This window comes from Exiguobacterium sp. s26, assembly GCF_018618235.1.
GTDB classification, from domain to species: domain Bacteria; phylum Bacillota; class Bacilli; order Exiguobacteriales; family Exiguobacteriaceae; genus Exiguobacterium; species Exiguobacterium chiriqhucha.
The window spans coordinates 399759-416145 of sequence record NZ_JACSLS010000002.1; the positions used below are offsets into that span (position 1 = coordinate 399759).

At 53.4% G+C, this 16387-nt stretch carries 12 protein-coding genes and 1 other annotated feature; all 12 genes read right to left on the reverse strand.

Annotated features, from left to right (window positions below):
• Positions 1–14: 14 nt before the first annotated feature.
• The 12 genes from KNP82_RS04505 to tig all read right to left on the reverse strand — a co-directional run bounded on the left by KNP82_RS04505 (position 15) and on the right by tig (position 16340).
• A complete protein-coding gene (locus tag KNP82_RS04505) occupies positions 15–791 on the reverse strand; it encodes a hypothetical protein (protein ID WP_214755729.1) in 777 nt (258 codons plus the stop codon).
• Between the two features lie 94 nt (positions 792–885).
• Positions 886–3537 (reverse strand): valine--tRNA ligase, encoded by a 2652-nt coding sequence (locus KNP82_RS04510; protein ID WP_029595851.1) that lies wholly within the window; start codon positions 3535–3537, stop codon positions 886–888.
• A 55-nt stretch (positions 3538–3592) separates the two neighbouring features.
• Positions 3593–3813, reverse strand: a binding site (T-box leader).
• 47 nt (positions 3814–3860) lie between these two features.
• Positions 3861–5165, reverse strand: coding sequence for a glutamate-1-semialdehyde 2,1-aminomutase (gene hemL, locus KNP82_RS04515; RefSeq protein WP_058763202.1), 1305 nt, complete (start codon positions 5163–5165; stop codon positions 3861–3863).
• Positions 5162–6142, reverse strand: a complete 981-nt coding sequence (hemB, locus tag KNP82_RS04520; protein WP_214827177.1) for a porphobilinogen synthase — start codon at positions 6140–6142, stop codon at positions 5162–5164. Before hemB ends, hemL begins: the two co-directional genes overlap by 4 nt.
• Positions 6139–6804, reverse strand: a complete 666-nt coding sequence (locus KNP82_RS04525) for a uroporphyrinogen-III synthase (protein WP_214827179.1) — start codon at positions 6802–6804, stop codon at positions 6139–6141. The genes hemB and KNP82_RS04525 overlap by 4 nt, the downstream gene beginning before the upstream one ends.
• Positions 6797–7714 carry a hydroxymethylbilane synthase gene (hemC, locus tag KNP82_RS04530; protein WP_029595855.1) on the reverse strand — a complete coding sequence of 306 codons (918 nt, stop codon included), beginning with the start codon at positions 7712–7714 and terminating at the stop codon, positions 6797–6799. The genes KNP82_RS04525 and hemC overlap by 8 nt, the downstream gene beginning before the upstream one ends.
• Before the next feature lie 60 nt (positions 7715–7774).
• Entirely contained in the window at positions 7775–9118 is a 1344-nt protein-coding gene (gene hemA, locus KNP82_RS04535) for a glutamyl-tRNA reductase (RefSeq protein WP_021066849.1), read from the reverse strand.
• A 186-nt stretch (positions 9119–9304) separates the two neighbouring features.
• Positions 9305–10483 carry an AI-2E family transporter gene (locus KNP82_RS04540; protein ID WP_035385682.1) on the reverse strand — a complete coding sequence of 393 codons (1179 nt, stop codon included), beginning with the start codon at positions 10481–10483 and terminating at the stop codon, positions 9305–9307.
• 114 nt (positions 10484–10597) lie between these two features.
• The gene (gene yihA / locus KNP82_RS04545) at positions 10598–11194 is read right to left on the reverse strand and encodes a ribosome biogenesis GTP-binding protein YihA/YsxC (RefSeq protein ID WP_021066847.1); all 597 of its coding nucleotides are present in this window, start codon (positions 11192–11194) and stop codon (positions 10598–10600) included.
• 3 nt (positions 11195–11197) lie between these two features.
• Positions 11198–13498 carry an endopeptidase La gene (gene lon / locus KNP82_RS04550; protein ID WP_021066846.1) on the reverse strand — a complete coding sequence of 767 codons (2301 nt, stop codon included), beginning with the start codon at positions 13496–13498 and terminating at the stop codon, positions 11198–11200.
• Between the two features lie 70 nt (positions 13499–13568).
• Positions 13569–14837, reverse strand: coding sequence for an ATP-dependent protease ATP-binding subunit ClpX (gene clpX, locus KNP82_RS04555; RefSeq protein WP_021066845.1), 1269 nt, complete (start codon positions 14835–14837; stop codon positions 13569–13571).
• Between the two features lie 210 nt (positions 14838–15047).
• On the reverse strand, positions 15048–16340 hold the full coding sequence (tig, locus tag KNP82_RS04560; protein ID WP_021066844.1) for a trigger factor: 1293 nt from the start codon (positions 16338–16340) through the stop codon (positions 15048–15050).
• Positions 16341–16387: the final 47 nt, after the last annotated feature.

Genomic DNA, 16387 nt, shown 5'->3' on the forward strand with positions numbered 1-16387 from the left:
TCGCCTGCTTCAATTTATTCTTTAATTGGAAAATCCACCGACCACGCCTCCGGTAGCGAGTCCGAAAGGTCGAGCAACACCTCTTCCGACACATTGCCCGTCACGACGATGAGCTTGCCCTGGTCTACGTAAAACAAGCCGTTCCCTTCCGGTTGATTCAAGCGATACCGCTCATTCGAAACGTCACGCCGTTCAATCAATTCTCCGTCAGCCACACTGAAAGCATCGGTCACTAAAATCGTGATGCATTGCGTCTCATCATACAACGTCCACATCTCCACCGGCCGCTCGAGCTGACTCATCTCGAAGTTGTCGACAAACAGCTCTTCTTCAGGCAAGTCCAACCCGTGTCGGACTTTTTCGGCCGCCTCGGGAATCGTAAAGTTTTGAATCCCGTGCAACCCCCACTCCTCGTCCCGTGAATAGTTGAATACGCCGAACGAATCGTCGCGGTTTGGTAACTTAATGGCAATGAGCCCGAGATCATCGATGACGGTTTCATAGATTACACCGTCTCTCGCTGGTCGCTCGGACGTACCATCTGTATATTGAAGTGTGTATTGGGCCGTGACCGCATCAACTAGTCGAACGGTCCCTTTTGGCACGTCCTCAATCATCGAGCCGAACACTTCTTTGTCCGTCGTTACGGGAATATCCTTGGAAGACGTCTCTTCTGCACTTTCATTAATTGTCACTCCTGATTCCGTCGGTTCGATCGGTTCAGCTCGTTCCGCCACACACCCACTCAGTCCCATAACTGCCAAACTTAACATCATTCCGATTCGTCTCATGTCACACCACCTTTATATCGTCTCCTCTCCTAAATTCCACCAAACGACAAAAAAACCTTCTTCGGAGAACAAGTCTCCAAAGAAGGTTGATTCATTATTTACGCAACTCTTCCAAACGGGCGCGGACTGCGTCACGTTTGTCGAGGTAGTCTTTCTCTTTCGCCTTCTCTTCGTCGATGACGTGAGCCGGTGCCTTGCCAGTGAAGCCTGGGTTGCCGAGTTTCTTCTGAACGCGCTCGACTTCCTTCTCGTACTTCGCCACTTCTTTTTCAAGACGGGCGATTTCTTCCTCAAAGTTGATGAGGTCAGCGAGTGGGATGAACAGTTCCGCACCCGTCATGATGGCTGACATCGACTTATCAGGAGCCGTCAAGCCACGTCCGATTTCGAGCTCGGTCGCGTTCGTGAACTTGCCGATTGTCGTTTCGTTCGCGCTCAAGTAATCTTGTGTCGCCTCATCCGACGTCGAGATGAAGAGCTGAATCGGTTTCGACATTGGGGCGTTCACTTCCGAACGGATGTTACGGACCGAACGGATGACGTTCATGACCGCTTCGAACGCTGGTACCGAGTCCGCGAAGTGGAGCTCGTCGCGGCGTGTCGGGTAGCTCGCACGGACAATCGAGTCGCCTTCGTGCGGCAAGTGCTGCCAGATTTCCTCTGTGAGGAACGGCATGAACGGATGCATGAGACGCATGATTGAGTCGAGCGTGTACGCGAGCACTGAACGCGTCGTCGCTTTCGCAGCCTCGTCCTCACCGTAGAGCGTGAGTTTCGCCATCTCGATGTACCAGTTACAGAACTCTTCCCAGATGAAGTTGTACAAGTAACGGCCGGCTTCGCCGAACTCATACTTGTCGACGAGACGTGTCACTTGGTCGATTGTGTCGTTCAAGCGAGTGAGAATCCACTTGTCAGCGAGCGTCTTCTCACCTGACAAATCGATCTCCTCATACTTCATGCCGTCCATGTTCATAAGGGCGAAACGGCTCGCGTTCCAAATCTTGTTCGCGAAGTTCCATGTCGATTCGATTTTCTCCCAATAGAAACGAAGGTCGTTCCCTGGTGTCGATCCCGTAAGGAGGAACCAGCGGAGCGAGTCCGCGCCGTATTGGTCGATGACTTCCATCGGGTCGACGCCGTTACCGAGCGACTTCGACATCTTGCGGCCTTCCGAGTCGCGGATGAGACCGTGGATGAGCACGTCGTTGAACGGCTGCTTCCCAGTGAACTCAAGCGATTGGAAAATCATGCGAGATACCCAGAAGAAGATGATGTCGTAACCCGTGACGAGCGCGCTCGTCGGGAAGTAACGTTTGAAGTCTGCCGAGTCCGTATCCGGCCAGCCCATCGTCGAGAACGGCCAAAGCGCTGACGAGAACCATGTGTCGAGCACGTCTTCATCTTGATGCCAGTTCTCACTGTCCGCCGGTGCTTCTTTACCTACATAAATCTCACCTGTCTCATTGTGGTACCAAGCCGGGATGCGGTGACCCCACCAGAGTTGGCGGCTGATACACCAATCACGGATGTTCTCCATCCAACGGAGGTATGTGCCTTCGAACCGCTCTGGGACGAAGTTGACTTTCGTATCGTCATGTCCTTGCGCTTCGAGCGCTGCTTTCGCGAGCGGCTCCATGTCGACGAACCACTGTTTCGAAAGATAAGGCTCGATGACTGCGCCTGAACGTTCCGAGTGACCGACCGAGTGCGTGTGTGGCTCAATCTTGACGAGCGTGCCGTCTGCTTCTAGGTCTTTGACGAGTTGCTTGCGGCATTCGAAACGGTCGAGCCCTTCGTACTTGCCAGCATTCTCGTTCATCTTGCCGCCTTCGTCCATGACGAGGATGCGCGGGAGCTCGTGGCGGTTCCCGATCTCGAAGTCGTTCGGGTCGTGCGCCGGTGTGATCTTGACGCAACCTGTACCGAACTCCATGTCGACGTAGTCGTCAGCGACGATCGGAATCTCGCGGTTCATGACCGGAAGCATGATCGTCTTGCCGACGAGGTGCGCGTAACGCTCATCTTTCGGGTTAACGGCAACGGCCGTATCGCCGAGCATCGTCTCCGGACGCGTCGTCGCGATCTCGATGTGGCCTGAGCCATCAGCGAGCGGGTATTTCATGTGATAGAACGCGCCTTCGACTTCTTGATAGATTACTTCGATATCCGAAACGGCCGTCTTTTGCGCCGGGTCCCAGTTGACGATATATTCGCCGCGGTAAATCAAGCCTTTCTCATAGAGGCGGACGAACACTTCCTGGACCGCTTTCGAGAGTCCTTCGTCGAGCGTGAAGCGCTCACGTGAGTAGTCGAGACCGAGGCCAAGTTTTGACCATTGGGCACGGATCGTATCGGCGTACTCGTCTTTCCATTCCCACGTCTTCTCGAGGAACTTCTCGCGTCCGAGGTCATAGCGCATAATGCCGTCCTCACGGAGCTTCTGTTCGACTTTCGCTTGTGTCGCGATCCCGGCGTGGTCCATCCCTGGGAGCCAGAGGACGTCATAGCCTTGCATGCGCTTGAGGCGCGTCAATAAGTCTTGGAGCGTCGTGTCCCACGCGTGTCCGAGGTGAAGTTTCCCTGTTACGTTCGGTGGCGGGATGACAATCGTGTACGGCTGTTTTGAATCGTCCTCGTCTGCTTTGAATACGTCGTTCTCTAACCAGTAGTCATACCATTTCGCTTCCGTCGCACTTGGATCGTACTTCGTCGGCATGGTGATTTCGTTTGTCTCGTTGGCCATATGCCCAACCTCCTCTAATAATGTGGACAAAAAAACGGCTACTCTCGTCCTTAACGCTAAGGACGAAAGAAGCCGTATCTTCCGCGGTACCACCTTAGTTCGCCAACATGTGGCGCCCTCAAAATCGAATAACGGTCGATGGACCGGACCTTCCTACTTCGTTCAAAAGGTCAGCTCCGAGGCGACTTCCGCACCATCCTTCGCGGCCTCGCACCAAGCGGCCGCGTCTCTGAAAAAGGATGTTATTGGCGTACTATTCCTCATCGTAGCTTTTAATCGTATCTGTTAAATAATTGTAGCGACAGAAGATGGTTCCGTCAAGATTACAATGAAAACTCTTGTTGCAGCTCTTTGAACGTCGCGTCGACCGCTGCGAGCGTCAAGTCGATATCTTCGTCCGTGTGAACGGTCGAGAGGAACAATCCTTCGAACTGTGACGGTGGCAAGAACACGCCGCGCGCCGCCATCTTCTGATAGTAAGCGCGGAACAGGTCGAGGTTCGCCGTCTTCGCCTTCTCGAAGTTCGTCACTTTCTCATTCGTGAAGAAGAATCCGAACATCGATCCGGCCCGGTTCGTGTCGTGCGGGATGTTATACTTCTCGGCCGCTTTCGTATAGCCTTCAGCGAGACGGTCTGCTTTGCGTTCGAACTCAGCATAGTGCTCAGGCTTGAGTTGCGACAACGTCGTGTAGCCGGCGATCATCGCGAGTGGGTTACCCGAGAGCGTTCCTGCCTGGTAAATCGGTCCTTGCGGCGCGATTTGTTCCATAATCTCGCGTTTCCCGCCATAGGCACCGACCGGTAGGCCGCCGCCGATGACTTTCCCGAGGCACGTCAAGTCTGGCGTCACGCCGAAGTAGCCTTGGGCACAGTTATAGCCGACCCGGAATCCGGTCATGACCTCGTCAAAGATGAGGAGCGAGCCGTATTGTTCCGTGATTTCGCGGAGTCCTTCGAGGAATCCAGGTTGCGGTGGCACGAAGCCCATGTTACCGGCCGCCGGTTCGACGATGACACCAGCGATATCGTCGCCGAACTTCTCGAAGGCGATGCGGAGAGCATCCAAATCGTTATATGGCACCGTGAGCGTCTGGCTCGCCAAGTCTTTCGGTACGCCCGGCGAGTCCGGGAGACCGAGCGTCGCGACGCCTGATCCGGCTTTGATGAGAAGCGAGTCGCCGTGGCCGTGGTAGCAGCCTTCGAACTTCAAGATTTTCGTCTTGCCCGTGTAACCGCGTGCGAGGCGGAGTGCCGCCATCGTCGCTTCCGTACCCGAGTTGACCATGCGCACCATCTCGATCGATGGGACGCGCTCGATGACCAGCTCGGCCATTTTCGTTTCGAGCTCGGTCGGTGTCCCGAACGTCCAGCCTTTCTCAGCTTGTTCTTGAATCGCCTTCGTGACGACAGGGTCGCGGTGGCCGAGGATGAGTGGTCCCCATGAGAGGACGTAATCGATATATTCGTTGCCATCGATGTCGTAGACGCGTGAGCCTTCACCGCGTTCAGCGAAGATTGGCGTCATGCCAACTGATTTATAGGCACGGACCGGGCTGTTCACCCCGCCCGGCATGAGCGGACGTGCTTGTTCGAACGCTGCTTCTGAGCGTGTTTGTTTGTAGGTCATGAATAGTCTCCTTCCAAATAGCGACAGACGTCTTTTGCGAAATATGTGACGATGAGGTCCGCACCGGCCCGTTTGAAGCCGACCATCGTCTCCATGACGATTCGTTGCTCATCGACCCAGTCGTTCAAGGCAGCCGCTTTGACCATGGCGTACTCTCCGCTCACGTTATACGCCACGATCGGCATATCGAGCGAGTCGCGCATGTCACGGATGATGTCCATGAACGCGAGCGCCGGTTTGACGATCATGAAATCGGCGCCTTGCTCGACGTCCGATTGTGATTCACGGAACGCTTCACGGCGGTTGGCCGGGTCCATCTGATAGCCTTTGCGGTCGCCTTCACCAGGTGCCGATTGCGCTGCGTCACGGAACGGTCCGTAGTACGCCGATGCGTACTTGACGCCGTAACTCATGATCGGGATATGGTTGAAACCGTTTTGGTCGAGTCCTTCACGGATCGCGGCGACGAAGCCGTCCATCATCGAGCTCGGCGCGATGATGTCAGCGCCTGCTTGTGCTTGCGTGATGGCCGTCTGGACGTGAAGTGGTAGCGACGCGTCGTTATCGACGTCACCGTTCTTCACGATGCCGCAGTGGCCTGTCGACGTATATTCGCACAGGCACGTGTCCGCGATGACCGTGAGCTGTGGTGCCCACTCTTTCACTTTACGGATCGCTTCTTGGACGATGCCGTGGTCATGATATGCTTCCGTACCTTCCGGGTCTTTATGTTCAGGTACGCCGAACAAGAGCACCGATTGAATACCGAGGTCGACGATCTCGTTGATCTCGTCTTCGAGACGGTCGAGCGAGAAATTGAAGACGCCCGGCATCGAGCTGACTTCGCGTTTAATGTCTGTCCCTTCGATGATGAAGAGCGGGTAAATCAAATCTTCTTTCCGAACATGATTTTCACGTACGAGTGCACGCATTGACTTCGATGAACGAAGACGACGATGACGGTCAAACTGGTTCATGAAAAATCCTCCCCTATACACTGTATTAATGCATCCATAGTATAACACTCAGGCACTCGGACCGGTAACGTCGACACTTCCCGGACGGCGCGCTCGGTCACTTCACCGATGGCGTACCACGTCCCGTGGAAATGGTCGAGATATGGCGTGAGCGCCCGGACGGCGGACGGGCTGAGCACGAGGAGCGCCTCGATTCCTTCGAGCGCCTCGACTTCCGTCTTTGTCAGTTCACGGCCGATCGTCTCATAGACGACCCAGTCGTAGATGTTTTTGAGTCGCGTCATGTGCGCCGTGTTCGCCAAGTCGCCCCGGGCGAACAAGACGACCTCGTCTGACTTTACGACAGTCGCAAGGTCATGGAACAACGCCTCGCCCGTAAACGTCTCCGGCATGAGCGCGACAGTGAATCCGACGGTCTCGAGTGCTTGTTTCGTTTTCTCGCCGACGGCCGCGACTTTGACGTCACGTGGGACGTCACGGAGTGCCGGCACCGCCGTCTGGCTCGTCACGACGAGCCAATCGAATCGGCTGATCGGCATCTCGCGATGTGTCAATCTCGTCTCGATGAGCGGGACGTGATGAACGGAAAGACCGCTCGCGGTGAGCCGGGCTCGTTGCGAAGCGGTCAGTCGTTTTGTCCCTGTGTACCAGACGTCACGCATTGACCGAGGCGAGAATTTCGCGCCCGCCGCGTCCGAGCAGGTCGTCTGCTACGTCTTTCCCGAGTGCGACCGCGTCTGACGACGTCTTCGTCACACGGAGCACTTCTTTGCCGTCGACCGAGGCGATGAGGCCTGTGAGTGTCACGTCGTCGCCATCGACCGTCGCATAACCGCCGACCGGTACGTGGCAGCTGCCTTCGATTGCCTTGAGGAACGTCCGCTCGGCCGTCGCAGCTTTCGCCGTCACGTCATCATGGAGCAATTGTAGAATTGCCGTCACTTCAGCGTCGTCCTTTCGGCTTTCGATGGCAAGTACACCTTGTCCGACGGCTGGGACCATCATATCAGCGTCAAGCGCTTCGAAGTCGACGCGGTCCGTCCAACCCATGCGCTCGAGCCCGGCTTTGGCGAGCAAGATGGCGTTGAAGTTTTCTGTCTCGAGTTTTTTGAGGCGCGTGTCGATGTTCCCGCGAATCCATTGAATGTCGAAGTCCGGGCGAGCGGCGAGCATTTGGGCACCGCGGCGCAGTGAGCTCGTCCCGATGACGGCACCTTCCGGGAGCGTCTCGAGCGTATAGCCGTTCTCGCAGATGAGCACATCACGGGCGTCGACGCGTTTCGGCATGCAGCTGATATAGAGCTCTTCCGGCAACTCGGCCGGAACGTCTTTCATGCTGTGGACCGCGAAATCGATGTCCCCGGCGAGCATCTGTTGCTGAATCTCTTTGACGAACAACCCTTTGCCGCCGACTTTCGAGAGTTGCACGTCGACGATTTGGTCCCCTTTCGTCACGATCTCTTTGATTTCGAACTCGTTTTGAGCTCCGGCTTTCTTCAATTGATCGATGACCCATTTCGTCTGTGTCATCGCAAGTTGTGAGCGGCGTGAGCCGACGATAATTTTACGCATGATCGGTTATCCCCTTCATAGAAAAAGGCGACGAGATCCGCCGCCTTTTTTTGTTTTGTATTAGCGCATCAAGGCGCGAAGTGGTGCTTTCGCTGACATCGCTTCGGCTTCTTCCGTTTCCGGTTCGGCGTCAGGGACGTCGACATCTAGACCGAACGTCTCCACGAACTGATTGATGCGTGTGTTCGCATCCGGTTGAGCGGCGGCGTCTTTGATGTAATCAATCGGTTCACGAAGCATCTGGTTGATGATTGACTTCATATGCTTGCCGATGACTTTTTTATCGCGGTCCGACAGATGATCGAGCTTGCGCTCGAGGCTTTCCATCGTCTCTTCTTGAATGTTGAGCGCACGGGCGCGCAATTCATTCATGATCGGCACGACACCGAGCGTGATGAGCCACGTTTGGAACTCTTGAATCGCCTCATCGATTTTGATTTCAATCTTTTCGGCTTCAATGAGACGGGCCGCCAAGTTTTTATTGACGATGCCGTTCAAGTCATCCACATCGAACAAGTGGACGCCCGGAAGCGCCCGGACCGCTGGATCGATATCTCGCGGCACGGCAATGTCGATTAACAACAGTGGACGTTCCCGGCGGAGCAGTTGTGCTGCGGCGACGTCATCATAGGCGATGACGGCTTCTTTCGCACCGGTCGAGCTGATTAAAATATCGGCGTCAAGCAAGCCGCAAGCAATCTCACGGATTGAGTGGGCCCGGCCTTTGAACTTGTCGGCGACCGCTTTCGCTTTGCTCTCGGTCCGGTTAAAGACGGCAATCTGTTTCGCACCGGCCTCGAACAAGTTGAGCGTCGTCAACTCGCCTGTCTCACCCGCACCGACGACGACGACTTGTTTGTCATCGAGCGACGAATACATTTCCTGGGCGAGCGTGACTGCTGCCGCGCTGACCGATACCGACATTTCCCCAATTTGCGTGTCAGTATGGGCACGTTTGGCGAGCGTCACGGCTTCTTTGAACAGTTTGTTGAACACCGTTCCCGTCGTCCCGTTCTCTTGGGCGCGGAAGAAGCTCGATTTCACTTGTCCTAAAATCTGTGTTTCCCCAATGATCATCGAATCGAGTCCAGACGTGACGCGGAACAAGTGGCGAATCGCCTCTTCTCCTTCACGAATCGATAAATAAGGGGTGAATTGGTCCATCTCTAAATCAAACCAGTTCGCTAAAAAACGTTTTGTATAATAACGACCCGTATGGAGCTGGTCTGTGACGACATATAGCTCTGTTCGGTTACAAGTCGACAAAATAACCGATTCAAATATGCTTTTCTCTTCGCGAAGTGCAATCATCGCATCCACGATTTCTTGCTCCCCAAACGAGAACTGCTCCCGAATCGCGACAGGGGCTGTCTTGTTATTTAGTCCAACGACGACAATATGCATATACCTCTTCCCCTCATCCAAAATCCACCGACGGTTGTCTCTTCATTTTTCACATCTCTACCGTACATTATAACAATTTTTATTTAGGAACTATAATCTTCTGTTCGATTTTTGTGAAATAATTTAAGAACTTTTTGTGACAAAAAAAAGTAGAAACGGACATAGAGACCATTTCTACTTGATTCCTCATTTTAGAGAGGATGGATCGGTGATGATTGTACTCTCTTGGGTCTTTTCTTCTTCCTCCGCTTCGAGGTAATGTTTCCGTTCCCTCAGCTTGTAAATACGGACGATATTTTGAACGACGACTTTCGCCACCGCGTAGAACGGAACCGCGATGAGCATCCCGATAATCCCGGCCAAGTTCCCGGCGACGAGCAAGACGATGATGATCGTCAGCGGGTGCACCTTGAGTGACTTGCCTTGGATGAGCGGCGAGATGACGTTCGATTCGATCTGTTGGACGATGATGATGACGACGATGACCCAAAGCACTTTAATCGGATCTTGGATGAAAGCGACGACGACAGCCGGTGCCGCACCGAGGAACGGTCCGACGTACGGGATGATGTTCGTCACCATCATGAAGAGCGCGAGTAGGATGGCATAGTCGAGTCCGATAATCCATAATCCGATGAGCGACGTGATCCCGACGAAGAACGCCACAATCAACTGGGCATGGACGTAGTTTTTAACCGTCGTGTGCATGTCATGTAAGATGTTGCGTGTCTCACGCTCATAGCTCGACGGCAACAACTTCACGATTGAGTCCGGAAGACGTTTCCCGTCAAGTAACATATACAAAAGCATGAACGGAATGACGACGATTGTGATGACGGCCGACGTGATGAAGCCGACAAGACGACCGAACGATGACGCGACATTCCCGAAGACGTCTCCGAGATACGACGTCACGTTGTTCGTGAAGTCGGTGAACATATCGTCATTCTCGGCGATGAAGCGTGACAAGAACTCATTTTGCATGAGCGAGTCACGGACGGCGAACGCCTGTACCTGTAATTCCTTGGCAATGCTCGGCATCGCGTTGACGAGTGACGTCACCTGCTCCGCGAGTACTGGGCCGAGGATGCTGAAGACGAGCGTAAAGATCAGCACGAGTCCACCAAGCGTAATCCCGACGGCGAGCGGCCGTTTGCCGTCCATCCGTTTTTCTAAGAAATCGACAATCCCGACTAAGAAATAATAAAAAAGTCCGGCAATGATGAGCGGTACCGTGACGAGCGCCAAAATGACTTGGACTGGTTGGAACACGAATGAAATTTCCGTCCCGACCCAGATGACCAAGAAAATCGTCAGCGTCCAAAATAAAAAGCGGTACCATTTGTTCTGAAACATGATTTGCATCTTTCCACCTCGTTCTCTATTCTCTTGTCTTATGTAATTAGGACAATTATACGATAATTACCCGCTCTCGTAACCCTGAAAACAAAAAAGACGAGGGGTTGCCCTCGTCTTCGGTCAATCTTCTTCGCGTGTCAATAAATCATAAATTGCTTTCCATGCCTCGTCTTTTCCTTCTGCCGTCTCCGCCGAGAACGCGACGAACCGGTCAGTCGATTCAAATTGAAGCTTGCGTTTGACGGCCGCTTCATGTTTTTGACGCTGCGCTTTTTTGATTTTATCGAGCTTCGTTGCCACGACGATGACCGGAATCTCGTAATGCTTCAAGAAGTTGTACATCGTCACGTCGTCACTTGACGGCTCATGACGGATATCGACCAACAGGACGACGCCGCGAAGCGCGCTCTGTGACGTCAAATATTGCTCCATCATGATGCCCCACTTCTCCCGCTCCGTCTTTGAGACTTTCGCGTAGCCGTAGCCCGGGACGTCGACGAACATGATTTCATCGTTGATGTTGAAGAAGTTCAGCGTCTGCGTCTTCCCTGGCTTCGAAGACGTCCGTGCGAGTGCTTTGCGCTGACAAATCTTGTTGATGAACGATGACTTCCCGACGTTCGAACGTCCGGCGAGTGCGACTTCCGGTAACTCATGAATCGGGTAATGGTCAGGTGCGACGGCACTCGTGACAAATTCTGCTTTAGTGATTTTCATTATTTAATTTCCTCCAAATGCTACTTCTAATACTTGATCGAGCGTCGTGACCGGGACGAACGTCAGTTTCTCACGGACGGTGTCTTGAATGTCATCGATGTCACGCTCATTGTCTTTCGGAATGACGATGGTCGTCAAGCCGGCTCGATGTGCGGCGAGCGCTTTCTCTTTCAATCCACCGATTGGCAGGACGCGGCCGCGGAGCGTGATTTCCCCGGTCATCCCGATGTCACGGCGGACTTTCTTCCCGGTCAACGCCGAGATGAGCGCCGTCGCGATCGTAATCCCCGCCGACGGACCGTCTTTCGGGACGGCACCTTCCGGCACGTGGATATGCACGTCTTGGCGCTCGTAGAACGTCGGGTCAATCCCGAACCGTTCCGCGTTTGAACGGACGTAGCTATACGCCGTCTGCGCCGACTCTTGCATGACGTCACCGAGTTTCCCCGTCAACTGGAGCTTGCCTTTACCAGGTGCGAGTGCGACTTCAATCGTGAGCGTGTCGCCCCCGAACGCCGTGTAGGCGAGTCCGGTGACAGCACCGATCGAGTCTTCCGTCTCCCCTTTGCCATAGCGGTACTTCGGTTTCCCGAGGTAGTCGCCGAGGCTCTTCAATGAGACGGTGACGCGTTTCTTCTCGCCGATGGCGATTTGCTTCGCCGCTTTCCGGCAAAGTGAACCGATGACGCGTTCCAAGTTCCGGACACCGGCCTCACGCGTGTAACGGCGAACGACTTCGTAAAGTGCGTCCTCTTTAATCGTGAGCTGGCTCTTCTTCAAGCCGTGCTCTTTATACTGTTTCGGTACCAAGTGACGCTTGGCGATCTCGACTTTCTCAAGTTCCGTGTAGCCGCCGATTTGGATGAGTTCCATCCGGTCAAGGAGCGGCGCCGGAATTTGCGAGACGTCGTTCGCCGTCGCGATGAAGAGCACGTTCGATAAGTCGAACGGTTCCTCGATATAGTGGTCCGAGAACGAGACGTTCTGTTCCGGGTCGAGCACTTCGAGCATGGCCGACGCCGGGTCACCCCGGAAATCGGACGCCATTTTGTCGATCTCGTCGAGCAAGAACACCGGGTTTTTGCTCTCGGCCTGTTTCAAGCCACGGATGATGCGGCCTGGCATCGCACCGATATACGTGCGACGGTGCCCACGAATCTCGGCCTCGTCACGCACCCCGCCGAGCGAGACACGGACGAAGTGACGTTCGAGCGCCGATGCGATCGAGCGGGCGAGTGACGTCTTCCCGACCCCTGGAGGTCCGGCAAGACAAAGAATCGGTCCACGGAGCGAGTTCGTCAATTGACGGACCGCCAAGTACTCGAGGATTCGGTCTTTCACCGACTCGAGCCCGTAGTGGTCGTCATCTAACACATCGGCCGCATGTTTGACGTCGAGTTTATCTTCCGTCTCGATGCCCCACGGGAGCGAGGCGATCCAGTCGAGATAGTTGCGGATGACAGCGTACTCGGGTGACGTCGCCGGGACGACGTTCAACCGCTCGGCTTCGCGCATGACGTTCTTCCGTGTCGTCTCCGGCAAATCGAGCGCCTCGAGTTTCTCACGGAGACGGTTCGGTTCAGACTCTTGCGACTGGTCGCCGAGCTCTTGCTGAATCGTCTTCATCTGTTCGCGCAAATAGTACTCTTTCTGTGCCTGTTCGATCGTCTTTTTCGTCCGTTCGCGCAACTCTTGCTCGAGCTCGATGATTTCGACCTCGTGCGTCATAATCTCGAGCAGTTCCAAGCCGCGTTTGACGGCATCCGGTTCTTCGAGCATCGCTTGACGGATATCGACGTCGACGTCGAGCTTCGAAGCGATATAGTCAGTCAACGACTCGAGTCGTTCATACATTTCGAAACGACGGCGCTCGTCCGGTGACAATCCTTTGATTGACCCGACGAGTTTGCCGAACTGTTCTTTCAACAAGCGCACGAGTGCCGTCCGCTCGACTTCTTCCCCTTCGACGAGTTCAAGCGGCTCGACGTCTGCGAACCAGCCTTCCTTCGTCTCTTCAATCGAGTTGATCTTGACGCGTTCTTTCCCGACCAAGCGGACGCGGACTGTCTCGTTCGACAGCTCGCTCATCTTGGCGATATGGACGCGTGTCCCGATCGCGTACAAGTCTTCCGGTTCAGGTGATTCTTTCCCCGTCTCTTTTTGTGTCACAACAATCAAATCTGTCTCGTGTTCCTTTGCGGCAAGGAGTGCTCGTAGGGAGAGCGGACGCCCCACGTCGATTGTCACTCCGATGAGCGGATACACCACGACTCCACGCAAAGGAAGGATTGGTAATTGTTCCATTACAACGCCTCCTGTGCAAAAAGGCCCAAAACTCGGATGTGCCGAGTGTTTGAGCCTTTTTCGTTCAAAATTATGCTGTCTCTTTATTGTCGCCTGTCTGTTCGACAGTACCATCGCGAAGTACGTATTTCGGACCGGCAAGACCCGTAATCGTTTCATCCGTGATGATGACTTTCTCGATATCGTCGCGCGATGGGACAGTGAACATCACATCGAGCATCATTTCTTCGATAATCGAGCGGAGACCGCGTGCGCCTGTCTTACGTTTGATCGCAAGTTTGGCGATTTCAACCAACGCCTCGTCTGTGAACGAGAGTTCGACATCGTCGAGTTCGAGCATTTTCTCGTACTGACGAACGAGGGCGTTCTTCGGCTTCGTCAAGATCTCGACGAGTGCTTCTTCGTCAAGCGTCGTGAGCGTCGCCATGACCGGTAAACGACCGATGAATTCCGGAATCAATCCGAACTTCTGAAGGTCTTCCGGAAGCGCGCGGGCGAGCAAGTCTTCTTGCGTCAACTCGCGGTTTTCTTGGTCGTTCCCAAATCCGATGACTTTCTTCCCGATGCGGCGTTTGACGACCGCTTCGATGCCAGCGAACGCGCCGCCGACGATGAACAAGATGTTCGTCGTATCGATTTGGATGAACTCTTGATGCGGATGCTTACGTCCACCTTGCGGCGGCACGCTTGCGACCGTACCTTCCAAAATTTTAAGAAGTGCCTGCTGAACGCCTTCACCCGATACGTCACGCGTGATCGATGGGTTTTCCGACTTACGGGCAATCTTATCGATTTCATCGATGTAGATAATCCCTTTTTCAGCCTTCTCGACATCATAGTCAGCCGATTGAATCAACTTGAGCAAGATGTTCTCGACGTCTTCCCCGACGTAACCAGCTTCCGTCAAGCTCGTCGCGTCCGCGATTGCGAACGGGACGTTCAAGACGCGAGCCATCGTCTGAGCGAGAAGCGTCTTACCGCTACCAGTTGGTCCAATCATGACGATGTTCGACTTCGAAAGTTCGACATCATCAGAACGGCCGCCGGCGTTGATGCGTTTATAGTGGTTATAGACAGCTACTGAAAGCGCACGTTTGGCGCGGTCTTGACCAATGACATAATCGTCTAGGATGTTACGAATCTCTTGTGGTTTTGGAATGTCTTTAAATTCGACTTCTTCCTCCACACCGAGCTCTTCCTCAACGATTTCATTGCAAAGTTCGATACATTCGTCACAAATGTATACGCCAGGACCGGCGACTAATTTACGGACTTGTTCTTGCGATTTTCCGCAAAACGAGCACTTGAGTTGCCCCTTTTCCTCGTTAAATTTGAACATTCGGTACACCCCTTCTAAATGAAAATGGATGTAAGTGCGATAAATCGCCTATTTGTATTCCCAGGTGCGCATGCACCGTGAAAAGACATTTACATCTCTGCGTTGCAATAATTGTAGCATGAACAAATCACTTCATCAAAGATAAACACATGCAAAGTGTCGTGACGAAAAAAAGGACGACTGCTAGGCAGCCGTCCTTCTGTCATCCGATTACTTCGCTTTCCCGTTTTCAACGAGAACGTCGATCGCTTTACGGAATTTGAGGTCACCTTTAAGTGTCTCGATTCCGCCTTGTGGCGCGAGCATCGTGCGGAGTTGATCCGGTGCGATGTTGTAAAGTTTAGACATTTCTTCGAGTTCTTTCTCAGCATCTTCGTCAGACACTTCGATCGCTTCTTTCTCAGCGATTGCTTTCAAGACGAGACGAGCTTTAACGCGCTCTTCAGCTTGCTCTTTCATCTCTTCGCGCATCGCTTCTTCAGTCGTTCCAGTAAGCTGGAAGTACATGTCGAGGTCGATTCCTTGTGAAGAAACACGTGTGCCGAACTCTTGAACCATGCGATCTACTTCTTGGTCAACGAGTACTGCAGGTACGTCGATTGTTGCGTTAGCTGTTGCTTGCTCGACGAGTTGGTCGCGCATTGTGCCTTCCGCTTCTTGTTTCTTCGCAGTTTCTAAACGCTCACGGATTTTCGCTTTCAACTCGTCGAGTGATGAAACTGACTCATCGATGTCTTTTGCGAACTCGTCGTCGAGCTCAGGAACTTGCTTCGCTTTGACTTCGTGAAGTTTGACTTTGAATGTCGCTGGTTTACCCGCCAAGTTATCAGCGTGGTACTCTTCAGGGAATGTTACTTCAACGTCTTTTTCTTCGCCAGCCGTCAAGCCGACCATTTGCTCTTCGAATCCAGGGATGAATTGGCCTGAACCGATTTCGAGCGTGTAGTTTTCAGCCGTGCCGCCCTCGAATTGCTCTCCGTCAGCGAAACCTGCGAAATCAAAGACAGCTGTATCGCCGTTTTCGATTGCGCCTTCTTTGACAGCAAGCTCTGCGCCTTGCTGTTGAAGCGCGTCAAGTTCAGCTGCAACTTCTTCGTCAGTGACTGTTGTTTCAACAGCTTCGTACTCGAGACCTTTGTATTCGCCAAGCTCAGCTTCTGGCTCAACGACGAACGTTACTTTGAACGTTACAGGTTTGCCTTTTTCGAGCGTGCCGTCTACATCGATGTTTTCGAGAGCGATTGGTTCGAAACCAGCTTCTTCGACCGCACCTTGAACTGTGTCACGGTAGAGGATATCGAGCGCATCTTGATAGAGCGCTTCTTCTCCGTACATTTTGTTGAACATTGGGCGTGGCAATTTCCCTTTACGGAAGCCAGGCACGTTCAAAGTTTTGACGACATCTTTGAATGCGGCGTCGACTGCTTTATCAAAAGCTTCTGCAGGTGCTTCGTACGTGAGTACGCCTTGGCTACCTGATGTTTTTTCCCATTTTGCTGTCATGCTAAGTCCCTCCAACAATTCGTTTATACGTACAAGAATGTACAACA